The organism is Curtobacterium sp. PhB130 (assembly GCF_003755165.1).
GTDB lineage: Bacteria > Actinomycetota > Actinomycetes > Actinomycetales > Microbacteriaceae > Curtobacterium.
Genome location: NZ_RKII01000007.1, coordinates 346,349 through 369,385 on the forward strand (window position 1 = coordinate 346,349; position 23,037 = coordinate 369,385).

The 23,037-nt window shown below is 71.0% G+C and carries 19 protein-coding genes; 9 read left to right on the plus strand and 10 right to left on the minus strand.

Annotation, left to right across the window (positions count from 1 at the left end; all coding sequences use genetic code 11):
- The first annotated feature begins 9 nt into the window (after positions 1–9).
- Positions 10–1,833 carry a beta-galactosidase family protein gene (locus EDF24_RS07465; RefSeq protein WP_123701955.1) on the plus strand — a complete coding sequence of 608 codons (1,824 nt, stop codon included), beginning with the start codon at positions 10–12 and terminating at the stop codon, positions 1,831–1,833.
- Between the two features lie 205 nt (positions 1,834–2,038).
- Here the strand turns inward: EDF24_RS07465 and EDF24_RS07470 are convergent, their stop codons facing one another.
- The gene (locus tag EDF24_RS07470; protein WP_123701958.1) at positions 2,039–2,347 is read right to left on the minus strand and encodes a biopolymer transporter Tol; all 309 of its coding nucleotides are present in this window, start codon (positions 2,345–2,347) and stop codon (positions 2,039–2,041) included.
- A 32-nt stretch (positions 2,348–2,379) separates the two neighbouring features.
- Positions 2,380–3,483 (minus strand): SDR family oxidoreductase, encoded by a 1,104-nt coding sequence (locus tag EDF24_RS07475; RefSeq protein ID WP_123655704.1) that lies wholly within the window; start codon positions 3,481–3,483, stop codon positions 2,380–2,382.
- Between the two features lie 91 nt (positions 3,484–3,574).
- On the opposite strand from EDF24_RS07475, the gene EDF24_RS07480 reads away from it, so the two are divergent.
- Both EDF24_RS07480 and EDF24_RS07485 read left to right on the plus strand, forming a co-directional pair.
- Positions 3,575–4,192 carry a nucleotidyltransferase domain-containing protein gene (locus EDF24_RS07480; protein WP_185021597.1) on the plus strand — a complete coding sequence of 206 codons (618 nt, stop codon included), beginning with the start codon at positions 3,575–3,577 and terminating at the stop codon, positions 4,190–4,192.
- Between the two features lie 20 nt (positions 4,193–4,212).
- Entirely contained in the window at positions 4,213–4,596 is a 384-nt protein-coding gene (locus EDF24_RS07485) for a hypothetical protein (protein WP_148070849.1), read from the plus strand.
- A gap of 77 nt (positions 4,597–4,673) precedes the next feature.
- Here the strand turns inward: EDF24_RS07485 and EDF24_RS07490 are convergent, their stop codons facing one another.
- Positions 4,674–5,072, minus strand: coding sequence for a DUF3253 domain-containing protein (locus EDF24_RS07490; protein WP_123701964.1), 399 nt, complete (start codon positions 5,070–5,072; stop codon positions 4,674–4,676).
- A gap of 124 nt (positions 5,073–5,196) precedes the next feature.
- Between EDF24_RS07490 and EDF24_RS07495 the strand changes: the two genes are divergently transcribed.
- Complete coding sequence (locus tag EDF24_RS07495) at positions 5,197–6,477, plus strand: alpha-amylase family glycosyl hydrolase (RefSeq protein WP_185021626.1); 1,281 nt, start codon at positions 5,197–5,199, stop codon at positions 6,475–6,477.
- A gap of 81 nt (positions 6,478–6,558) precedes the next feature.
- On the opposite strand, the gene mmsB is transcribed toward EDF24_RS07495, so the two are convergent.
- From mmsB to chvE, 3 genes are all read right to left on the minus strand, one after another.
- Positions 6,559–7,740 (minus strand): multiple monosaccharide ABC transporter permease, encoded by a 1,182-nt coding sequence (gene mmsB, locus EDF24_RS07500; RefSeq protein WP_123655700.1) that lies wholly within the window; start codon positions 7,738–7,740, stop codon positions 6,559–6,561.
- Positions 7,727–9,277, minus strand: coding sequence for a multiple monosaccharide ABC transporter ATP-binding protein (gene mmsA / locus EDF24_RS07505; protein WP_123655699.1), 1,551 nt, complete (start codon positions 9,275–9,277; stop codon positions 7,727–7,729). The genes mmsB and mmsA overlap by 14 nt, the downstream gene beginning before the upstream one ends.
- A gap of 100 nt (positions 9,278–9,377) precedes the next feature.
- Positions 9,378–10,511, minus strand: a complete 1,134-nt coding sequence (chvE, locus tag EDF24_RS07510) for a multiple monosaccharide ABC transporter substrate-binding protein (protein ID WP_123655698.1) — start codon at positions 10,509–10,511, stop codon at positions 9,378–9,380.
- 189 nt (positions 10,512–10,700) lie between these two features.
- Between chvE and EDF24_RS07515 the strand changes: the two genes are divergently transcribed.
- Positions 10,701–11,756 (plus strand): substrate-binding domain-containing protein, encoded by a 1,056-nt coding sequence (locus EDF24_RS07515; RefSeq protein WP_165931398.1) that lies wholly within the window; start codon positions 10,701–10,703, stop codon positions 11,754–11,756.
- Positions 11,757–11,930: 174 nt separating this feature from the next.
- Here the strand turns inward: EDF24_RS07515 and EDF24_RS07520 are convergent, their stop codons facing one another.
- The 4 genes from EDF24_RS07520 to EDF24_RS07535 form a co-directional block, all read right to left on the minus strand.
- Positions 11,931–12,881: a carbohydrate ABC transporter permease gene (locus EDF24_RS07520; RefSeq protein WP_123701968.1), complete on the minus strand. Its 951-nt coding sequence runs from the start codon at positions 12,879–12,881 to the stop codon at positions 11,931–11,933.
- A 4-nt stretch (positions 12,882–12,885) separates the two neighbouring features.
- Positions 12,886–13,827 carry a carbohydrate ABC transporter permease gene (locus EDF24_RS07525; RefSeq protein ID WP_123655695.1) on the minus strand — a complete coding sequence of 314 codons (942 nt, stop codon included), beginning with the start codon at positions 13,825–13,827 and terminating at the stop codon, positions 12,886–12,888.
- 64 nt (positions 13,828–13,891) lie between these two features.
- Positions 13,892–15,199: a sugar ABC transporter substrate-binding protein gene (locus tag EDF24_RS07530; protein ID WP_123701970.1), complete on the minus strand. Its 1,308-nt coding sequence runs from the start codon at positions 15,197–15,199 to the stop codon at positions 13,892–13,894.
- 4 nt (positions 15,200–15,203) lie between these two features.
- Positions 15,204–17,234 (minus strand): glycoside hydrolase family 127 protein, encoded by a 2,031-nt coding sequence (locus EDF24_RS07535; protein ID WP_123701972.1) that lies wholly within the window; start codon positions 17,232–17,234, stop codon positions 15,204–15,206.
- A gap of 176 nt (positions 17,235–17,410) precedes the next feature.
- Here EDF24_RS07535 and EDF24_RS07540 point away from each other — a divergent pair, with 176 nt between their 5' ends.
- The 4 genes from EDF24_RS07540 (at position 17,411) to araA (ending at position 23,034) form a co-directional block, all read left to right on the plus strand.
- Positions 17,411–18,400 carry a LacI family DNA-binding transcriptional regulator gene (locus EDF24_RS07540; protein ID WP_123701974.1) on the plus strand — a complete coding sequence of 330 codons (990 nt, stop codon included), beginning with the start codon at positions 17,411–17,413 and terminating at the stop codon, positions 18,398–18,400.
- Positions 18,401–19,076: 676 nt separating this feature from the next.
- Entirely contained in the window at positions 19,077–20,750 is a 1,674-nt protein-coding gene (locus EDF24_RS07545; RefSeq protein WP_123701976.1) for a xylulokinase, read from the plus strand.
- On the plus strand, positions 20,747–21,508 hold the full coding sequence (locus EDF24_RS07550) for an L-ribulose-5-phosphate 4-epimerase (protein WP_185021598.1): 762 nt from the start codon (positions 20,747–20,749) through the stop codon (positions 21,506–21,508). The genes EDF24_RS07545 and EDF24_RS07550 overlap by 4 nt, the downstream gene beginning before the upstream one ends.
- Entirely contained in the window at positions 21,505–23,034 is a 1,530-nt protein-coding gene (gene araA, locus EDF24_RS07555; RefSeq protein ID WP_123655690.1) for an L-arabinose isomerase, read from the plus strand. Before EDF24_RS07550 ends, araA begins: the two co-directional genes overlap by 4 nt.
- Positions 23,035–23,037: the final 3 nt, after the last annotated feature.

Below are 23,037 nucleotides of genomic sequence, written 5' to 3' on the forward strand. Positions count from 1 at the left end.
GGGCGCGTGATGCGCTTCGCCATCGGCGACACCGACTTCCTGCTCGACGGCGAGCCGCACCGGATCCTGTCCGGCGCGATCCACTACTTCCGGGTCCACCCGGACCTCTGGGCCGACCGGATCCGCAAGGCCCGGCTGATGGGCCTCAACACCATCGAGACGTACGTCGCGTGGAACGCCCACGAGGCGACCCCCGGCACCTTCGACTTCACCGACGGCCTCGATCTCGGCCGGTTCCTCGACCTCGTCGCGGCCGAGGGCATGCACGCCATCGTCCGCCCCGGCCCCTACATCTGCGCCGAGTGGACCAACGGCGGGCTGCCGTACTGGCTCTTCGCCGACGGCACCGTGGGCATCCGCCGCGACGAGCCGCAGTTCCTCGCGGCCGTGTCGCGGTACCTCGACGCCCTCGCCCCGATCCTCGTCCCGCGGCAGATCGACGAGGGCGGCCCCATCGTCCTCGTCCAGGTGGAGAACGAGTACGGCGCCTACGGCTCCGACCCGGTCTACCTCACCAAGCTCGAGGCGATGCACCGCGCGATCGGCCTCACCGTCCCGTTCACGAGCGTCGACCAGCCGATGGACTCGATGCTCGAGGACGGCTCGCTCCCGTCCCTGCACCGCACGGGTTCGTTCGGTTCCCGCGTCACGTCCAGGCTCGCCCGGCTGCGCCAGGCGCAGCCGACCGGTCCGCTGATGTGCTCGGAGTTCTGGGACGGCTGGTTCGACAGCTGGGGCGAGCACCACCACACCACCCCGGCCGCTGCCTCGGCTTCCGACCTCGAGGACCTGCTCGGCGCCGGCGGCTCGGTCAACATCTACATGTTCCACGGGGGCACGAACTTCGGCTTCACCAACGGGGCGAACGACAAGGGCGTGTACCGGCCGATCGCGACGTCGTACGACTACGACGCACCCCTCGACGAGGCCGGTCGGCCCACCGCCAAGTTCCACGCGTTCCGCGCCGTGATCGAACGGTACGCGCCGGTCCCGGCCCTGCCCGCATCGATGGAACCAGGTGGATCGGGTCACCTCGACGGGTCGTCGGCAGCCGGTCTGGAGGCTCGGCCCACCCCCGCCACGGACGTCGCCGTCCGACTCGAGCGGGCCGGTGCCCTGCACGCGCTGCTCCCGCAGCTCACGTCGTGGACCGCGCACGACGGGGTCCCCACCTTCGACGCACTCGGTGCCGCGTCGGGCTTCGTGCTCTACCGCACCGAGGTCGACCTGCCTGCCGGCGGTGTGCTCACCGTCGGCGAAGAGGTCCGCGACCGTGCGATCGTCAGCGTCGACGGGCGGCCCGTCGGGGTCCTCGAACGCGAGCACCACGACCGCGCGATCGCGCTCCCACCGGTCACCGGCACGCTGGAGCTCCTCGTCGAGGACCAGGGCCGCGTCGACTACGGGCCCCGGATCGGCGAGCCGAAGGGCCTCATCGGCGAGGTGTCCGTCGACGGTGCGCCGCTCGAACGGTGGACGGCGTCGCCGCTGGCGTTCGACCCGCTGCCCGCCGCCGCGCTCGATGCCCTGCGCTCCGTGGCCCCGACCGACGGGGACGTGCTCGCCGGGCCGGTCCTGGCGCTCGGGTCGTTCCACCTCGCCGCGCCGGGGGACCGCTACCTGTCGCTCGACGGGTTCCGGAAGGGCGTCGCCTGGGTGAACGGGTTCTGCCTCGGGCGGTACTGGTCGCGAGGGCCGCAGCAGACGCTCGCGGTGCCCGGGCCGGTGCTCCGCGAGGGCACGAACGAGGTCGTCGTGCTCGAGCTGCACGCCGCGGCGTCGCGCACGGTGTGCCTGCGCACGGAGCCGTCGCTCGGCCACACCGAGTCCTGACCCCGCGGTGCGCCCGGCGCCCGCGCTCCCGGTCCTCGCGCGCTCCCGAGCCCCGCGCTCCCGATCCCCGCGCGCTGCCCGGTGCCCTGCCCGCGGTAGGTCGAATCCCGCGTGGTGAGTCGAATCGCGCGTAGGAGGTCGGTTCTTCCGACCCCCTGCGCACGATTCCGCTCCCCAGTGCGGGCGCGATGGGAAGGAACGCGCGTCAGGGATCGCGCGGTTCGAGGGCGTCGAGGTCCGCCGCGGCTCGCTCGGCATCGGCGACACGGTCGGCTTCCGGGCGCTCCCACCACGCCGGACCCCGCTCGCCCAGCCCGTGCTTCGCGATGCCGTTGCGGTGCCGTGCGGCGGCGAGGGCCTCGTCGTCGCCGGCGCGCTTCGCCTGCTTGACCGCGTTCCGCCCGCGGCCGAGGTGGGACCGGAGCCGCGCGGCGAGGTCCTCGGGGATCGCCGGGTCCGTGCGCCGCCAGCGACGGCCGTCGACGACGAAGAAGTGGTCGTCGGGCTCGGTCATGACCCGAGTCTGCCCGGGTCCCGAGGGCGGCGTCAGGGGATCAGCCGGTCCTCGCGGTAGCGGGCGAACAGGTCCGCGAACGCCTGCTCGGTGCGGCGGTACCCGGTGAAGCCGGCGTCGCGGCTCTTGCCCATGTCGGTGACGACCTCCATCGCCCGACCGAGGTCCGCGTCGGTGTGCCACCACGACGCGACCCGGGTGATGTCCGGCTCGGCGAGCCCGTGCCGTTCGGCGATGGATGCCCACGACGACTCGTACGGTGCCATCTGCTCCTCGAGCGGGCGCGGTTCGTCCTGGTACCCGACGACACGAGCCGGGTCCACCCCGAGGTGTGCGGCGAGCCGCGGCCACATCCAGCGCCACCGGAAGACGTCCCCGTTGACGATGTTGAACGGTTCGTTCGCGCCCTCAGGCGTGGTGGATGCCCAGACCATGTGCTCGGCGAGGAGTCCGGCGTCGGTCATGTCGGTCAGCCCGTTCCACTGCGCCTCGCTGCCCGGGAACACGAAGTCGAGGTCGAGCTCCTTCGCGATCGTCGCTTGCACCGCGAGCGTCAGGCCCATGTTCATCGCGTTGCCGACCGCGTGGCCGATGACCGTGTGTGAGCGGTGCACCGACCAGGTGAAGCCCTGCCGCTCGGCTGCGGCGAAGAGTTCGTCCTCCTGCGCGTAGTAGAAGTTCGGGGTGTCGAGACGCGGTTCCTCCTCGTGGAAGGGCGTGTCCGGCATCTCGCCGGCGGCGTACGCCTCGAACGGGCCGAGGTAGTGCTTCAGCCCGGTCACCAGTGCGACGTGTTCGAGTGGTGCGTGCTCGAGCGCGGCGAGGAGGTCGCGGACCATCGCCCCGTTGACGGCGATGTTCTCGGCCTCGGTCGCCTGTCGCTGCCATGCGGTGAAGAAGACGTGGGTCGGGCGTTCCCCGGCCAGCGCGGCCCGGAGCGCGTCGGGGTCGCGCAGGTCGGCGGCGACACCGCGGACACCATCGCGGCTGCCGGCACGGCGGGACAGCGCAGCGACGTCCCACCCGTCGCCGATCAGGTTCCGCACGAGGGCGGAGCCGGTGATGCCGCTGGCGCCCACGACGAGGGCGATGCGACGGTCGGAGTGCTGCGTGCTGGTGGTCTCGTCAGGAGTCATCGCGTTCCCCAACACCTGTCGCCCCGTGATCCTTCCCTCACGAGGTGGACCGCCGAGGTGTACACAAAAGCGAAACACGTGTAACACTTTTGTGTACACGGATGGAGGACGGTTGATGGAAGTAGCCGAGCCCTTGGCGACGCTCGTAGGACGGACGGCCGCCAGGGCCATCCGGGTCCTGGCGCGAACGGACAGCGGCATGACAGGGCGGCAGGTCGCTCGCGTCGCAGGCGTCGCGAGCCACACCGGCATCAAACGCGCGTTGGACAAGCTCGAGCTGGCGGGCCTCGTCGTCGTGGAACGGGGATTGCAGCACTCTTCCTACCGTGCCAACCGTTCGCACGTCCTGTGGCCGGCGATCGAGCTCGCGCTCGAGGCGCGTCAGGAACTGGAGCGCCGGATCGTTCATCTCGTCGACCGGAGTGACGTGGGCGTGATCTCGGTCTCCGTTTTCGGCTCGGTCGCCCGCGGGGACTCGACGGCTGCCTCGGACGTCGATCTCGTCGTCGTGTTCGACGACCACGTCGACACCGAGCTCATCGTGGAGCTCGGGTCGATGGTGCGGATCTGGAGTGGCAATGACTGCCAGGTCTTCGACGTGACGAGACCGGACCTCCGGCGATTCGCGATGGAGAACGACCCGCTGCTCGGCTCCTGGCGGGATGACGCGAAGACGGTGTACGGCCGCGACATCCGCGACCTGATCTGATGGCCGCGCGAACCAGGTCGATGGCACCGAACGAAGTCCAGCGGCGCCGGGACGAAGCGAAGTCCTATCTCGAGGTAGCGCGGTTGTGCGTCGAGTCCGAGCTGAACGCTGATTGGAAGGCGGCTGGTGCCAACGCCGTTCTCGGCGGCATCGCGGCGGCCGACGCGATCTGCGGAAGCACGCTCGGGTACCACTTCAAGGGTGATGATCACGGCGAAGCGCGACGGCTTCTCGACAGGGCCTGTTCGCCCGATCGCCAGCCGGGCAACAACCTCAAGCGCCTGACGGACGAGAAAGCGCACTTCCAGTACTCCTCATCGCGCGGGACTCGCGACCAGACCCGGCAGCTGGTCACGGCGCTCGAACGCCTGGTCGGGCGGAGGGAGCAGATCCTCGCCGCGTGAGTCAGGTCGAGGAGTTCTCGATCTCGTGATCGACGTGACGGGTCGGCATGATCGCGTGCGGCTGGTCGGACTGAGCCTCACCGCGGGCGACGGATGCGGATCGGGCCCTTCGCCGTGGACGGGTCGACGACGTTCCCGCCCTGCGTGATCTCGACCTCGCCCCGCGCGACCATCCGCCGCGCGGCCCGGCGCGCCGGCTCCATCAGGTCGCGCCAGTCGTCCCCGCCGATCGCCCGCGCGGCGTCCGAGGGACAGGTGCTCGACGTGAGTGCTCGGGCGTCGAGGAGCTCGTCGATGGTCCGCTCGAGGTGCCGGTCGGTGTCGTCGAGCTTGTGCCGGCGGCAGGCGTCCGAACACCACCTGGCATCGGGCGGGGCGTTCGTCGGCATCCGGCGTCCGCACGACGCACAGGTCCGCTCGGCGTGCGCTGCGGCGTTGCGCGCGGCATCGTCCTCGGTGCGGATCGCTCGTCCCATGCGCCCATCTTCGTCCGGAAGCGCACCGGCGTACCCAGCGAGCGCGGCGCCTGGCAGCATCGGAGCGGTGACCACCGACGACGCAGCCACCCGTCCGCCCGAGCCCGACTGGGTCCGGCACGTCATGTGGTGGCACGTGTACCCGCTCGGCTTCGTGGGAGCGGAGATCCGGCCGGAGACACCCGTGGCGGATCGGCCCGTCGAGCACCGGCTCGGTCGGATCGCGGACTGGCTCGACCACGTCGTCGACCTCGGGCTGAACGGGCTGCTCCTCGGCCCGGTCTCCGCCAGCTCCACCCACGGCTACGACACTGTCGACCACCTGCGGATCGACCCGCGGCTCGGGGACGACGGTGACTTCGACGCACTCGTGGCCGCGGCGCACGACAAGGGCGTCCGGGTACTGCTCGACGGGGTGTTCAACCACGTCGGTCGGGAGCACCCGGCGTTCCGGGCGCTCGAGTCCGACGGCCCGGCTGCGGAGTCCGCCGCGCTGTTCGACATCGACTGGACCGGCTGGGCACCGGGTGACCCGGTGCCGGTCGGGCTGTTCGAGGGGCACGACATCCTGGTGGCGCTCGACCACGGCAGTGCGGCGACCGAGGACCTGGTGGTCGACGTGATGACGCACTGGCTCGAGCGCGGGATCGACGGGTGGCGGCTCGACGCGGCCTACGCGGTGCCGCCGGCGTTCTGGGCGCGGGTGCTGCCCCGGGTGCGGGAGCGGTTCCCGGACGCCTGGTTCACCGGCGAGGTGATCCACGGCGACGCGGCGGCGATCGTCCGGGAGTCGACGATGGACTCGACGACGCAGTACGAGCTGTGGCAGGGCGTCTGGCACGGCATCGCGGACCGGAACTGCCACGAGCTGGCGCACGCGATCGAGCGGCACGACGCATTGCTGGCGACGTTCGTCCCGAGCACCTTCGTCGGCAACCACGACGTCACGCGGATCGCGAGCGCCGTGGGGGAGCGGTTCGCCGGGCACGCGGCCGCCGTGCTCTTCACGGTCGCGGGGACCCCGAGCGTCTGGGCTGGCGACGAGTACGGCTGGACCGGGGTCAAGGAGGAACGCATCGGTGGGGACGACGCCGTCCGGCCGGAGTTCCCGGACGCGCCGCCGGCACCGACGTCCCTGACGCACGCGTACGAGGCGCTCGTCGCGCTGCGCCGCCGCGAACCGTGGCTGCACCGGGCGCACACCGACGTGACCCACCTGACCAACACCGCGATCGTGCTGCGCACCGCGACCGCGGACGCCGCGGTGGTGACCGCCCTGAACCTGTCCGACGACCCCGTCGACCTGCCCGTCGCCGACGCCACGCGGGTGGAGGCGGGCGGGGGCGACCTGCGGGACGGGACCGTCAGCCTCCTGTCCGGGGGTTGGGCCGTCCTGACCAGGTGAGCGCGCACCAACGGGTGGGTCCCGGACCGGAACCCACCCGTTGCTGCGCACTCGACCGCGGCGAACCGCAGACCGCGACCGCTACTTGCGCGCGGACGCCGCCCGACGCTTGTTGAACACGTCGAACGCGACGGCGGCGAGCAGCACCAGGCCCTTGATGAGGGACTGGAACTCGGTGCCGACACCGAGGATCGACATGCCGTTGTTCAGGATGCCGATGATGAGACCACCGACGATGGCTCCCGGCACGGTCCCGATGCCACCGGTGACGGCCGCGCCGCCGATGAACACCGCGGCGATCGCGTCGAGCTCGAACCCGTTGCCCGCACTCGGCGACGCGAGGTTGAGCTGGCCGGTGAAGACCACGCCCGCCAGCGCCGAGATGACGCCCATGTTGACGAAGAGCAGGAACGTGACGCGCTTCGTCTTCACGCCGGAGAGCTGCGCCGCCAGGGCGTTGCCGCCGATGGCGTAGATGTGCCGGCCGAACACGGCGCTCCGCATCACGAGCGAGTACACGACCACGAGCACGCCGAGGATGACGAGCACGATCGGTGTGCCGTTGTAGCTGGCGAGGAGCAGCGCGACGTAGATGACGAGCGCGACGGTGAACGCGAGCTTGGTGATGAACCAGGCGACGGGTTCGCTCTCGAGCTGGTACTTCCGACGGGTCGCACGGCCGCGGAACGCGGTGACGACGAGGATCGCGGCGGCCGCGAAGCCGAGGATCATCGTCAGCGGCTCGTAGCCGGACGAACCGAACGCGGGCAGGAAGCCGGAGCCGAGCGAGCGGAAGCCCTCCGGGAACGGCGAGATCTGCTGGTTCTGCAGGGCGATCTGCGCGGCACCGCGGAACGCGAGCATGCCGGCCAGGGTGACGATGAACGCCGGGATCCCGAAGTACGCGATCCAGAAGCCCTGCCACGCACCGACGAGTGCACCGATGACCAGGCAGAGGACGACGGCGACGGGCCACGGCACGTGCCACTGCGTGATCATGACGCCCGCCATCGCGCCGGTGAAGGCGACGACCGACCCGACGGACAGGTCGATGTGGCCGGCGATGATGACCATCACCATGCCGATGGCGAGGATCAGGATGTAGCTGTTCTGGACGATCAGGTTCGAGACGTTGATCGGGGCGAGGGTGATCCCGCCGGTCGTCACCTGGAAGAAGATGACGATGACGATCAGCGCGATGAACAGGCCGATCTGTCGGAGCTGCCCGGTGAGGTAGCCGGCGGCGGACTTAAGCGCGTTCATTGACAGGGGTCTCCCGTTCCTGGGTCATGTACTGCATGAGGACCTCGGGCGTCGCCTCGGAGCGCGGGACGTCCGCCGTGATGCGGCCCTCGGAGAGCGTGTAGATGCGGTCGCAGATGCCGAGGAGTTCGGGGAGTTCGGAGGAGATCACGATGATCCCCTTCCCCTGGTCCGCGAGCGCGTTGATGATCGTGTAGATCTCGTACTTCGCGCCGACGTCGATGCCTCGGGTCGGTTCGTCGAGGATGAGGACCTCGGGGTCCGCGTACATCCACTTCGACAGGACGACCTTCTGCTGGTTGCCGCCGGAGAGCTTCCCGGTGACGACGTCGACGTTCGGCGCCTTGATGTTCAGGTCCTTGAGGAACTTCCGCGCGACGGTCGTCTCCTCGGACCCGTTCACGAAGCCCCACTCGGCGAGCTTCCCGAGCGCCGAGCCGGAGATGTTCCGCTTGATGTCGTCGAGCAGGTTGAGCCCGTAGCGCTTCCGGTCCTCGGTCGCGTAGGCGATGCCGTGGTCGATCGCCTGGGACACCGTGTGCGTCTTGATCGGTTCGCCGCGCTTGTAGACGGTGCCGGAGATGCCCGTGCCGTACGAGTGCCCGAAGACGCTCATCGCCAGCTCGGTGCGCCCGGCACCCATCAGCCCCGCGATGCCGACGATCTCGCCGGCGCGGACGGTGAGGTTCGCCTGGTGGATGATCTCGCGGGACGCGTCGAGCGGGTGGTGGACGGTCCAGTCCTCGATCCGCAGGAGCTCCTCGCCGACGTTCGACTCGTGCTCCGGGTAGCGGTTCGACAGGTCGCGGCCGACCATGCCCCGGATGATCCGGTCCTCGGAGACGTCGTCCGCGTGCATGTCGAGCGTCTCGATCGTCTGGCCGTCGCGGATGATCGTGACCTTGTCCGCGATCGCCTTGATCTCGTTGAGCTTGTGGCTGATGATGATCGCCGTCATGCCCTCGGCCTGCAGCGACCGGATGAGGTCGAGCAAGTGCGCGGAGTCGTCGTCGTTGAGCGCGGCGGTGGGCTCGTCGAGGATGAGGAGCTTCACCCGCTTCGACAGCGCCTTCGCGATCTCGACGAGCTGCTGCTTGCCGACGCCGATGTCGACGATCTTCGTGATCGGGTTGTCCTTGAGGCCGACGCGCGTCAGGAGCTCCGCGGCGGCGAGGTTCGTCTTGTTCCAGTCGATGAAGCCCGCCTTGGAGCGCTCGTTGCCGAGGAAGATGTTCTCGGCGATCGACAGGTAGGGGCTCAGTGCGAGCTCCTGGTGGATGATCACGACGCCGGCTGCTTCGGAGTCGTTGATGTTCGAGAACGACACGGCTTCGCCGTCGAGCAGGATCTCGCCGTCGAACGTCCCGGCCGGGTAGACCCCGGACAGCACCTTCATGAGGGTGCTCTTGCCGGCACCGTTCTCACCGCAGATCGCGTGGACCTGCCCGCGTTCGACCTCGATGGAGACGCCCTGCAGGGCCTTGACGCCGGGGAACGTCTTCGTGATGTCCCGCATCTCGAGGATGGTGTCCGTCACGTGGACCGCCTTCCGTTGTGCGCGTTGCGCGCGAGTGGAGACGGACGGGAGGCACGGTGCGGTCTGGCACCGCGCCTCCCGTCCGACAGTTGGTCGGGTCCTACTTGAGGTCGGCTTCGGTGTAGTAGCCGGAGTCCACGAGGACCTTCTCGTAGTTCTCCTTGGTCACGACCGTCGGCTGGAACAGGAAGGTCGGGACGACCTTCACCTTGTTGTCGTAGCTCGTGGTGTCGTTGACCTTCGGCTTCTTGCCGGAGAGCATGTCCTCGGCCATGCTCGCGGACTTCTCCGCCAGCTGACGCGTGTCCTTGTAGATCGTCGAGTACTGCTGCCCGGCGATGATCGACTTCACCGATGCCTGCTCGGCGTCCTGACCGGTGATGGTCGGGAGCGGACGGCTGGACGTGCCGTAGCCGGCGCCCTGGAGTGCGGAGATGATGCCGATCGACATGCCGTCGTACGGCGAGAGCACGCCGTTCAGCGTGGTGCCGCCGGAGTACGACTTCGCGATGAGGTTCTGCATGCGGGCCTTGGCGGTCGCCGGGTCCCACTGCAGCGTGGCGGCCTGCGTGAAGCCGTCCTGGCCGGAGCCGATCTTCAGCGTGCCGTCGTCGAGGTACGGCTTGAGGGTCTTCATCGCGCCGTTGAAGAAGAACGTGGCGTTGTTGTCGTCGGGCGAGCCGGCGAAGACCTCGATGTTGAAGGGGCCCTTCTTGCCGGTCTTCTTGCCGTCGGCGTCGAGGATGCCGAGGCCGGTGAGCAGGGAGTTCGCCTGGTCGACGCCGACCTTCTCGTTGTCGAACGACACGTAGTAGTCGACGTTCTTGTTGCCGGTGAGCAGGCGGTCGTAGGAGATCACCTTGATGCCGGCCTTGGCGGCGGCGTCGAGCTGGTCGGAGAGCGACCCGCCGTCGATCGACGCGACGATGAGGACCTTCGCGCCCTTGGTGATCATGTTGCTGACCTGCTGGACCTGCTGCGGGATCTTGTTGTCCGCGTACTCGAGGTCGACCTTGTAGCCGGCCTTCTCGAGGTCGGACTTGACCGCGTTGCCGTCCTTGATCCACCGCTCGGAGACCTTGGTGGGCATCGCGACGCCGACGAGTGCGCCCTTGTTGTCGCTGCTGCTGCTGCCCCCGTCATCGGTGGCGGCGCGTCCGCCGGCCGAGCACGCGGCCAGGGAGATGGCGATGCCGAGGGCGGCGACGCCCGCGACGATCCTGCGCTTCATCATCGAAGTACCTCTGTTTCCTCTCGCGTCGACGTCGACGCGCTCGGGTGACCCGGCTGCTCTGCCGGTGTCGGAGATGTGATTGCTCTGAGTGAGCGCTCACATACTGGGCTTTGTGTACCGCCCTGTCAACTCCGTCAGGTCGAATCGTCCGGGGAGTGCGGTTTCCGTGCCGCGCGGTACGGTTGCCCCGTGACGACCACCGCGGCCGCGAACGGCAAGGGGCGCAAGGCCCCGACGATCTTCGACGTCGCCGAACGCGCCGGGGTCTCCCACCAGACCGTCTCCCGCGTGATCAACGGCGACCCGACGGTCCGCGACCACTTCCGGTCCCGCGTCACCACGGCGATCGGGGAGCTCGGGTACCGCCCACGCGCCGCTGCCCGGGCGCTCGCCGGGGGCCGCAGCAAGGCCATCGGACTCGTCACCGCGGGTGATGCGCTCTACGGCCCGTCGAGCACCGCGATCGGGTTCGAACGCGCCGCCCGGCACGCCGGGTACCACGTACTGCTCTCCACCCTGCCGGAGGACCCCCGCCCCGCCGACCTCTCCAGCGCCCTCACCACGCTCCTCGCCCAGGACGTCGCCGCGGTCGTGCTCGTCGCCGCCGACAACCGGGTGCTCGACGCGCTCGCCTCGTTGACCGTGCCGATCACCGTGCCGGTCGTCGTGTCGAACGCGGTGCAGCGGGACGCGGTGCCCGCCGGGTCCTCCGCCGGACGGCTGCTGCCCTCGGTGGCCGCGGTCGCGATCGACCAGGTCGCGGGGACCACCCTGGCGATGCAGCACCTGTTCGACCGGGGTCACCGCCGGATCGTGCACATCTCCGGGCCGACCGTGTCGCAGGAGTCCGAGGTCCGCCGGGCGACGTACATCCGCCTGATGCAGTCCGCCGGTCTGGAACCGGTCGTGCTCGACGGCGACTGGACCCCGGGGAGCGGCTTCGCGGCCGGCCGGTCGATCGACGTCACGGCGGTGGACGCGGTGTTCTGCGGGAACGACCAGATGGCGCTCGGGGCACTGCACGCCTTCGCGGACGACGGGCTCCGGGTCCCGGACGACATCGCCGTCGTGGGGTTCGACGACATCCCCGAGGCCGAGCACTTCACGCCGCCGCTGACCACCGTGCGGCAGGACTTCATGGCGATGGGGGAGGGCGTGCTCGCGGCGGCGCGGTCCCTCATCGAGGGCGGCCCCGTCGACGAGACGCTCCTGCAGCCGTCGCTGGTGGTGCGGCGCAGCGCGTAGCCGGGCGCGCGGGGCGCGCGGCGCGGCGCGCCGTCGGCGCTGAGATCGCACTTCGTGTCGGGTGCCCGCCAGGACAACCGACACGAAGTGCGATCTCAGCGGGACGGCGGCCGGGCCCGGCGCGGCGCGGCCCGGCGCGGCGCGGCCCGGCCCGGCCCGGCCCGGCGCGGGCGCTCAGCCCTTGAGCGCGCCGGACGACAAGCCGGCGACGTAGAACCGCTGCAGGCCGACGTAGAGCGCGATGCACGGGATCATCGCCACGACCGACCCCGCCACGAGGTTGCCGTACGACACCTGCCCGTACGCCCCCGTCTGCAGGTTGAGCAGCGCGACCGGCAGCGTGTACAGCGAGTCCTTCGTGAGGAACGTCAGCGCCCCGAGGAACTCCGTCCACGACGCCAGGAACGCGTACAGCGCCGCCGTCGCCGCCCCGGGGAGCAGCAGCGGGCGGAGCACCGACACGACGACCCGGAAGCGGGATGCCCCGTCGACGAACGCGGAGTCCTCGAGCTCGGTCGGGATCGACTCGAACGCGTTCCGCATCACGAACACCCCGAACGGCAGGTTCACCGTCGTGTAGAAGAGCACCAGCCCGAGCAGCGAGTTCGTCAGCCCGAGCGCGTTCATCTCCAGGTACAGCGGGGTCAGGATCGCCTGGAACGGCACCATCATCGTCAGCAGCACGAGCCCGAAGACGAGCCCGGAGCCGCCGAACCGGAAGCGGGCGAACCCGTACCCGGCCATCGTCGCCAGGATCGCGGTCAGCACGGCGGTGCAGACCGAGACGATGACCGAGTTGAGGACACCGGTGAGCAGGTGCGACGACGCCCCGAAGACGGCTGCGAAGTTCTGCCAGCCGAGCTGGAAGAACGTCGACGCGTCCGGCGCCGAGGTGATCGTCGCCTCGGACTGGAACGCCCGGAGGATCGACCAGATCAGCGGGACGCCGAAGACCAGCGCGGAGCCGATGCCGGCGATGGCGTAGAGGGTCCGCTTGACGGTCGTGTCGCGCGGGTGCTGCACGCTGCCCTGCTGGTGGCGGCGGCGTCGGCCGGGGTCGGTCGTCAGGGTCCTGGTCGAGGTGTCCGGACCGGGCGCGACCGCACGGGTGGTGGTGGTGCTCATGGCGTCAGTCCTTCTCTCGCAGTGCCCAGAACTGGAACAGGGTGACGGCCGCGATGACGACCACCAGGGCGATCGACTCCGCGGTGGCGGCACCGAGCTGCAGGTTCACGAACCCGCGGTTGTAGATGGCGTTGACGATCGTGGTGGTCTCGGTGCCGGGGCCGCCCTGCGTCAGGATGTAGAACTGGTTGAAGGCGAGCAGCGAGCCGATCACCGAGATGATCACGCTCAGCGCGATCGTCGGGCGGATCATCGGCAGCGTGATCAGCCGCTCGGTCTGCCACCACGAGGCACCCTCGAGCTGCGCGGACTCGTACACCTCGTCGGGGACGCCCTGCATCGCCGACATGAGCAGCACCATCGTCAGCCCGGACACCGCCCAGACGACGAGCACGCAGATGAGCAGCGTCGCGAGCGGGCCGTTCACCAGCCAGGCGGTCGAGCCGTCGGTGATGTGCAGCGCCTGCAGCACGATGTTGACGGCGCCGGATCCCGGCTGCGCCTCGAGCACGAGCATGAAGCTCAGCGTCGTGAGGCCGACCACGTACGGCAGGAAGAACACCGTCCGCAGGAGCGTCGAGCCGCGTCGTCGAGCACGGACGAGGACCGCCAGGAAGTACCCGAGCACCAGGATCGGCACGGTGACGATCGCGGTGTACAGCAGTGTGTAGCCGATCGCGTGCACGAACGTCGGGTCCTGGAACAGCGTCGCGTAGTTCTGCAGGCCGATGAACCGGTACGGCCCGATCAGTGGCCAGTTCGTGAACGAGATGTAGAGCGCGAACAGCAGCGGTGCGAGCACGAAGACCGCGACGAACGCGATGGCCGGGGTGACGAGCAGTGCGCCGGCGCGTGGCGGGTGGGTGAGCGAGTTGCGGGACGGTCCGCGGCCGCGTCCGAGTGGACGGCGGCCGACGGCGGATCGTCGGGCGGAGATGGTCGACATGACGTGCACCTCACTGTGCAGAGCGGAGCAGGACGGAGCAGGAGCAGGGCGGAGCCGGACGCGATCAGGCCTGGACCTGGTCGAGGATGCGCTGGTAGTCGGACTGGGCGGTCCGCATCGCACTGGAGACGCCGGCGCCGAACACGGCCTCGCGGAACATCGCGAAGTACGGCGAGGAGGGCTGGTTCACGAGCAGGTTGTACGCCAGGGTCTGCGGCGCGTAGCCCTTGTCGATGGCGTCGAGCGGCCCGAACGCCAGCGGGAACTGCTTCCGGTACGCGGGCGTCGCGGCGTCGGCCCTGGTCGGGAAGTAGCCGCCGTTCGGCAGGAGCTGCTGCTGCTGGAGCGAGTTCGCGTACTGCATGAACGCCCAGCCACCCGAGGGGTTCGCGGCGCCGTTCGGGATGCACATGTTGTCGCCGCCGTCGAAGAACGACCGCCGACCGTCGGCGCTCGGGATGAGCACCGTCCGCATCTTCGCGCGCATCGCCTTCGTCGCCGCCGGCACCGCCGCCCCGTACGAGGTCGGCATGATCCCGACCTTCCCGGCGCGGAAGTCCGCACCCCACGTCGTCCCGGCATCCGAGTACGTCGCACGGCTGAGCACGCCGTCCTTCCAGAGCTGCCGGTAGAACTCGAGCATCTGCTGCAGGGCGTCGTTGCCGGTGATGTTCGCCTGCTGCTTGCCCACCTCGCCGGACATCATGTCGACCCCGGTGGCCCAGACGTGCGGCTGCGTGACGAACCCGATGATGCCGGCCGCGTTGCCGGAGATCGTCCACCCGTACACGTCGTCGCCGAGCTTCCGCAGGGCCTTCGCGGCCACGAGCAGGGAGTCCAGGTCCTTCGTCGAGTCGTCGACGTCGAGCCCCGCCCGCTCGAACAGGTCGGTGTTCACGAACAGCTGCGAGTTGTCGGCCAGGTACGGCAGCCCGTACAGCCGGTCCCGGTACTCGAGCAGGCGCAGGTGCCCGGTGGACAGCTCGTCGTAGTAGTCCAGGCCCTTCACGACGTCGGTCAGGTCGGCGAACGCCTCGCGGAAGATGAACAGCTGCGAGTTGATGTCGTCGAGGTCCACCACGTCCGGCGGCTCACCGCCCCGGATCGCGGTCGCGAGCTTCGTCACGTACTGGCCGTCCGGCACCGGGGTCAACTCGACCTGCAGGTGCGGGTGGCTCTTGTTGAAGCCGGCGACCGCGCTGGTCAGGCCGGCCTGGGTGGCCGACCGGCACCAGACGTGCACGGTGCCGGTCGCCGTGGTGCCGAAGCCCGCCACCTGCGCGTCCACCTTGGGCAGGGTGCCGGAGCACCCCGCCAGGGCGAGGGCCGCGCCGCCGGCGAGACCGCCGACGAGGAACGCTCTGCGGTCCACGGTGTCAGTCCGCGCTCAGCGGGAGCCACACCCGCATCGGGACGGCGCCGCGGTTGGCCCAGGCGTAGTAGGGGATCGCGACGGCCGTCACGGACCCATCGGTGGTTCCGGTGGTTCCGCCCGTTCCGTTCGTGTCGGACGGGAGGCCGGGGTCGGCCCCGCCGCCGGTCGTCGCGTCGTCGACGCTGGTCGCGGTGCGGGCCGCAGCCGCGCCTCCCGGCCGGGTCGTGTCCAGACGGCGGTACGGCCAGGCCGGCTGCGCGTGGTCCGCCGGCGCGTGTGCCGGGACCCGCAGCGTGACGACCCCGTCGAGCAGGTCGTCGCGGGACTCCTCGGTGATCGGCGCGTCCGCGTCGATCGTCAAGTCGTCGACCGTGAAGCCGTCCTGGTCGGGCTGCTCCACCGCGTACACGAGCGGACCACGCTCGATGGCGACCTGCCCGCGGGCGGCGTCGATGCGGGCATCGGCGACGAAGCGGTGCGGGGTGGTGTCGAAGACGACCTCGACGGTGTCGCCGACGTGCCACTCGCGGTCGATCGTGTGCAGGGCGCCGGCACCCGGGTGCTGCGTGTCGCCGTCGAGCGTGATCGTCGTCGTGTCCGACCACGCCGGGACCCGGATGCCCAGCGCGAGCGGGCCGTCCTGGGTGATCGTGATCCGGACGTGGCCGTCGTGCGGGTAGCCGGTCTCCACGGACACCGGACCGAGATCGGCGGTCGCGTACTGGTGGAGCTGCAGGCCGCCCTCGGTCGCCGTGGCGAGGTAGCCGTCGAGGCTCGCGAAGGTCCGCATGATGTTCGGCGGGCAGCAGGCGCAGTCGAACCAGCCGCGGCGCCCGTGGGCGGGGGAGCGGTTCTCGTCGGCGTGCGCGTGGTCGCGGTGCTGGAGCGGGTTGACGTAGAAGTACTCGGTGCCCGCGAGGCTGACGCCGGGCAGGAACGCGTTGTACAGCAGGCGCTCGACGGCGTCCGCGTACTCCGGCTTCCCGGTGGCCAGCAGCAGGCGCCACGCCCACTGCACGCCGCCGATCGCGGCGCAGGTCTCGGCGTAGCCGCGGTCCGTCGGGAGCTCGTACGGGTCGCCGAACGCCTCCCAGTCCCAGCGCGCACCGAGGCCGCCGGTGATGAACGCCTTCGTCGCCATCATGTCGGCGAACTGCCGCTCGCTCGCGGCGAGGAGCTCGGTGTCGCCGGTCTCGATCGCGACGTCCACCGCACCCGCAGCCAGGTACACGGCGCGGACGGCGTGGCCCTCGACGGTCGTGGCCTGGCGGCTCGGGACCCGGTCCGAGAAGTACGTCGGCTCGCCGCCCGCGCGCTCGATGATGCCGGTGCCGCGGGCGTCGACGAACCAGTGCGCCAGGTCGAGGTAGGCGCGGGTCCCTGTTTCCCGGTACAGCTCGACGAGGCCCATCTCGACGACCGGGTGGCCGTCGATGTCACGGGTCTTGTCGTCGCCGTCGCCGAACGTCCTGACCAGGTGGTCGGCGTTCTTCACGGCGACGTCGAGCAGCGCCGTGTCGCCCGTCGCCCGGGACTGCGCCACCGCCGCCTGCATGAGGTGCCCGGCGCAGTACATCTCGTGGCTCCACTTGAGGTCCGAGTACCGCGTCCCGACCCCTCGGACCTGCTGCACGGAGTCGATGTAGCCGTCGTCGGCCTGCGCTGCCGCGACGAGCTCGGTGACCTCGCGCTGGAGGGCACGGAGGTCCTCGGCCGGTTCGCGTCCGAGCTCCCAGGCGACCGCCTCGAGCCACTTGTAGACGTCCGAGTCCATGAAGATCGGCCCGACGACCTCGCCCTCCTCGGTCCCCGCAGCGATGCGGAGGTTCCGGAAGTTCCCGGCGGTCTCGAGCTGGCGGTAGCCGTCGCGGATCGCGTCGCGGCCGTTGCGCTCCTGGCGGAGGTGCCAGAAGCCGCCGGTGATCCGGGCCGTCCCCTCGGGGAGCGGGCGGAACGCGAGGTGCGCGTCCGCGGTCGGGAGGACCGGGGTCGCGGTGCGTGCCCGGTGCTCGGTCGCGAGCGTGGTGGTCATGTCGGCTCCTGGTGTCGTCGTTGACAGGTCCGCTGGTCGCTACGGTGCTGGTCGCGTCTAACGGAAAACGGTTTCTGGGGCGTGACGCTACGACAGGTCCCGGCGGTGCGCAAGAGGCGGTTCCTGAGATGATCGTATGATCGTGCTCTCGCCGACGATCCGGAAAGGGGATTGCCGTGACCCTGGAACGACCCGTTCGGATCACCGACGTGGCAGCGCTCGCCGGGGTGTCGATCGGCACCGCGTCGAAGGCGCTGAACGGCACCGGGCAGCTCCGGGACGCGACGCGGATGCGGGTCAAGGAAGCCGCCGAGAAGCTCGGGTTCGTCGGGGACGCCCGGGCCCGCGCGCTCTCCTCGGGCCGGACCTACACGGTCGGCATGATCACCACCGACTCGTTCGGACGGTTCTCGATCCCGGTGCTGCTCGGCGCCGAGGACGTGCTCTCCGCGGGGCAGATGGCGGTGCTCCTCTGCGACACCCGGGACGACCACGTCCGCGAAGCCCACTACCTCCGCTCGCTCGTCGCCCGCGGGGTCGACGGCATCATCGTCACCGGGCGCTCCGCCGATGCCCGGCCCCCGATCGACGTCGCGATCCCCGTCGTCTACGCGTTCACGCCCTCGACCGACCCCGCCGACGTGTCGATCACCGTCGACGACGAGCACGGGGCGGGGCTCGTCGCGTCGCACCTCGTGACGCTCGGGCGGCAGCGGGTCGCGATCGTGACCGGGCCCGCACGGCACCACTCCGCGTCCGGCCGTGTGACGGGAGCGTCCGCGGTCCTGGGGTCGCGGCTCGTGGTGCCGCCGATGTACGGCGAGTGGTCGGAGCGCTGGGGGCGTCAGGCCGCCGACGTCCTGCTGCGCGGCGACGAGCCGATCGACGCGATCGTGTGCGGGTCGGACCAGATCGCGCGGGGCGTGTGCGACCGGCTGCGGGAGGCCGGCCGCTCGGTACCCGAGGACGTCGCCGTCACCGGGTTCGACGACTGGGCCGTGATGGCGCTCGCGAGCCGGCCGCCGCTGACCACGGTGGACCTGCGGCTCGAGGAGCTCGGGCGGGTCGCGGGCCGGGCGCTGCTCGACCGCATCGACGGCTCGCCCGCCGAGTCCGCCGTCGTGACCCCGTCCCTCGTCATCCGCGAGAGCACCATCGGCGCCTGACGCGCCCCGCGCCGCGCCGCGCGGCGCCGCGCCGCGCCGCGCCGCGCCCTCGCGGCGCCGCGCCCTCGCGGCGTGGCACCCCCCCGGGTGAGATCGCACTTCGTGTCGCATGCGTCGCGGGGACGCGACACGAAGTGCGATCTCGACGGGGTTCGGGGGCGTTCCGGGGTGCCGGGGTGCGGGGTGTGGGGGTGTGGAGGTGGGGGTGTGGGGACGTTCGGAGCATGGAGTGCGTCGGGCCGCCGCCGCGGGCACGCGCGCGCCTCTCGGCCGGTGAGATCGCACTTCGTGTCGCATGCGTCGCGGGGACGCGACACGAAGTGCGACCTCGACGGGACGGGACGGGACGGGACGGGACGGGAGCGCGAAGCGCGGGGCGCGGGAGCGCGGGGCGCGGAAGCGCGGAGCGCGGGGCGCGGGAGCACGGGAGCACGGGAGCACGGGAGCACGGGAGCGCGGGGCGCGGGAGCGCGGGAGTGCGGGGCGCGGGAGCGCGGAGCGCGCGGCGCGGGAGCGCGGGAGCGCGGGAGCGCGGGAGCGCGGAGCGCGGAGCGCGGAGCGCGGGGCGCGAAGCGCGGAGCGCGGGGCGGCATTGCGAGAGTGAGCGCTCACGTGGCAGGATGTGAGCGCTCACCCGACGCCGGGTGCACGGACGACGGAGTCTCGGGAGGACAGCATGGGCGTGGACCGCCGACAGGGGATCGCGGAGGGCCGCACGACCCTCGGGATCGAGCTCGGGTCGACCCGCATCAAGGCCGTCCTGGTGGACGAGGACCTGGTGCCCGTCGCCTCCGGCTCGCACGAGTGGGAGAACGAGTTCGTCGACGGGCGCTGGACGTACTCCCTCGACGCCGTCGAGACCGGGCTCCGCGCCGCGTACGCCGACCTCGTGGCCGACGCGGAAGCGCAGCACGGCGTCCGTCCGACGACGTTCCGGGCGCTCGGGGTGTCCGCGATGATGCACGGGTACCTGGCCTTCGACGCCGCCGGGGAGCTGCTCGTCCCGTTCCGCACGTGGCGCAACACCTCGACCGGCCCCGCCGCGGAACGGCTCTCCGAGGCGTTCGGCTTCAACGTCCCCCTGCGCTGGTCGATCGCGCACCTCTACCAGGCGGTCCTCGACGAGGAGCCCCACGTCGCCGAGGTCGCCGGCATCACCACGCTCGCCGGGTACGTGCACCGGCGCCTGACCGGGCGGAACGTCCTCGGGATCGGCGACGCATCCGGGGCCTTCCCGATCGACCCGGCGACCCGGCACTACGACGCCGCGATGCTCCACACCGCGGACGCACTGCTCGGGCAGCCGGTCCGCCCGCTCCTGCCCGAGGTGCTCGTCGCCGGCCAGGACGCCGGCGCGCTGACCCCCGACGGTGCCGCCTGGCTCGACCCGACCAGCACGCTGGAGCCCGGCGTCCCGCTCTGCCCACCCGAGGGCGACGCCGGCACCGGCATGGTCGCGACGAACGCCGTCGCGCCCCGCACCGGCAACGTCAGCGTCGGCACGAGCATCTTCGCGATGGTCGTCCTCGAACGCGCGATGGCGACCCCGCACGAGGAGCTCGACGTCGTGACGACCCCCGCCGGGGACGCCGTCGCGATGGTGCACTGCAACAACGGTGCGAGCGAGATCGCCGCGTGGGCCCGGGTGTTCGGCAGGTTCGCCGAGGCTGCCGGGACGCCGATCGAGATCGACCACGTGTACGCCACCCTGCTCGCCGAAGCCGAGCGGGCCGACCCGGACGCCGGCGGCCTGCTGTCGTACAACTACCTCGCCGGTGAGCCGGTCACGCACGTCGAGGACGGCCGCCCGCTCCTGGTCCGCGGCGCCGGCAGCGACTTCACGCTCGGCAACCTGGTCCGCGCCGAGGTCCAGGGCGCCTTCGCGACGCTCGCGATCGGCATGGACGTGCTGGCGACCGAGGACGTCCGGGTCGACCGGATGACCGCGCACGGCGGCCTGTTCCGCACGCCGGGCACCCCACAGCGCCTGCTCGCCGCCGCACTCCGCGTCCCGGTCGCCCTCGAGGAGACCGCCGGTGAGGGCGGGGCGTGGGGGATCGCGGTGCTCGCGGCGTACCTCGAGCACGCCGGCGACACCGACCTGACCGAGTACCTCGCGACGCGGGTGTTCGGCGGGGACGCTGTGCACGTGGCCGAGCCGGACGAGCGCGACGTCGCCGGGTTCCGCGCGTACCTCGAGCGCTTCCGTGCCGGCCTCCCGATGCAGGCCGCGGCGGTCGCCGCGACCCGGCCGACCCAGCAGGACGAGCAGACGCAACCGCCCACGGACGGCGAGCCGACGACGGAAGCCGAACCGAGCCTCCAGACCGAGAAGGAGCCGACCCGATGACCGACGCAAGCCAGCCCGCCGACGCGGGCCACCAGGACCCCACCACCCAGGAGGCCGTGGCCGCCACCCGCGAACGCGTCGCGCGCCTGCACGGCGAACTCGTCCGCTACGGCCTCGTGATCTGGACCGGTGGCAACGTCTCCGAGCGCGTCCCCGGCACGGACCTCTTCGTGATCAAGCCGAGCGGGGTCGCGAGCGAGGACCTCACGCCGGAGAACCAGGTCGTCTGCACCCTCGACGGCGTCCCCGCGGACGGCTGGGGCAACGCCCACGGCCCGAGCTCCGACACCGCGGCCCACGCCCACGTCTACCGGAACATGCCCGAGGTCGGCGGCGTCGTGCACACGCACTCGACGTACGCGACCGCCTGGGCGGCCCGGGCCGAACCGATCCCGTGCGTGATCACCGCGATGGCGGACGAGTTCGGCGGCCCGATCCCGGTCGGCCCCTTCGCGATCATCGGTGACGACTCGATCGGCCACGGCATCGTCGAGACGCTCACCGGTCACCGCTCCCGCGCGGTCCTCATGCAGAACCACGGCGTGTTCACGATCGGCAAGGACGCGAAGGACGCCGTGAAGGCCGCCGTGATGTGCGAGGACGTGGCACGCACCGTCCACATCGCGAAGCAGGGCGGCGAGGTCGTCCCGATCGCCGAAGCAGACATCGATCGACTCTTCGATCGCTACCAGAACGTGTACGGCCAACGGCCGTCAGAAGACACAGCCGGACAGAACCCCGAAGGAGCCATGCAATGACGCAGGACAACCCCGTCGACCCCCAGGCGACCCTGGACAGCTACGAGATCTGGTTCCTGACCGGGTCCCAGGGCCTGTACGGCGAGGAGACCCTGCGTCAGGTGGAGGAGCAGAGCCGCGCGGTGCACGCGGAACTCGCCGAGCACGTGCCGGTGAAGCTCGTCTGGAAGCCCGTGCTCAAGGACGCCGACGGCATCCGCCGCGCGCTCATCGAGGCCAGCGCGGACGACAAGGTGATCGGCGTCACCGCCTGGATGCACACCTTCAGCCCCGCGAAGATGTGGATCGGCGGCCTGAACGCCCTGACGAAGCCGCTGCTGCACCTGCACACGCAGGCGAACGTCGCGCTGCCGTGGGCGGACATCGACTTCGACTTCATGAACCTCAACCAGGCCGCGCACGGCGACCGCGAGTTCGGGTACGCCCTGGCCCGGATGGGTGTCCGGCACGCCACCGCCATCGGGCACGTGTCCGACGAGCGCGTGCAGCAGCGCGTGGCGAACTGGTCGCGCGCGGCCGCCGGTGCCGCCGCGATCCGGTCGCTCAAGTTGACGCGCTTCGGCGACAACATGCGCTACGTCGCCGTCACCGAGGGTGACAAGACCGAGGCCGAGATCGAGCTCGGCGTGCAGGTGAACACCTGGGCGGTGAACGAGCTGGCGGCGGCCGTGGCAGCGGCCACCGACGAGCAGGTCGACGAGCTCGTCGCCACGTACGAACGCGACTACGACGTGGACCCGTCCCTGCGGCGCGACGGCGGCGACCGGCACGGTGCCCTCCGCGACGGCGCCGCGATCGAGGTCGGCCTCCGCGCGCTGCTGGAGCAGAACGACAGCGCCGCGTTCACCACGAACTTCGAGGACCTCGGCGACCTCAGGCAGCTCCCCGGCCTCGCCGTGCAGCGCCTGATGGCCGACGGCTACGGCTTCGGCGCCGAGGGTGACTGGAAGACCGCGGTCCTGGTCCGTGCGATGAACGTCGCCGGCGCCGGCCTGCCCGGTGGGGCGTCGCTCATGGAGGACTACACGTACGACCTCACGCCCGGTGCGGAGAAGATCCTCGGCGCGCACATGCTCGAGGTGTCGCCCACGCTCACCAGCACCAGGCCGACGCTGGAGATCCACCCGCTCGGCATCGGCGGCAAGGACGACCCGGTGCGGCTGGTCTTCACGGCCGACGCCGGGGAGGCCGTCGTCGTGGCGCTCTCCGACACCCGCGACGGCTTCCGCCTCACCGCGAACGTCGTCGACGTCGTGCCCCCGACGGAAGCGCTGCCGAAGCTGCCGGTCGGCCGTGCCGTCTGGGAGCCGCGCCCGTCGTTCCCCGTCGCCGCCGAGGCCTGGCTCACCGCTGGCGCCGCCCACCACACCGTGATGACGACGGCCGTCGGGCTGCAGGTGATCGAGGACCTCGCGACCATGGTCGGCACCGAGTTCCTGGTCATCGACGAGCACACCACGTCCCGCGGGTTCCGCGACGAGGTGCGGCTGCAGCAGACCTGGCACCGTCTCGACCGCGGGTTCTGAGGG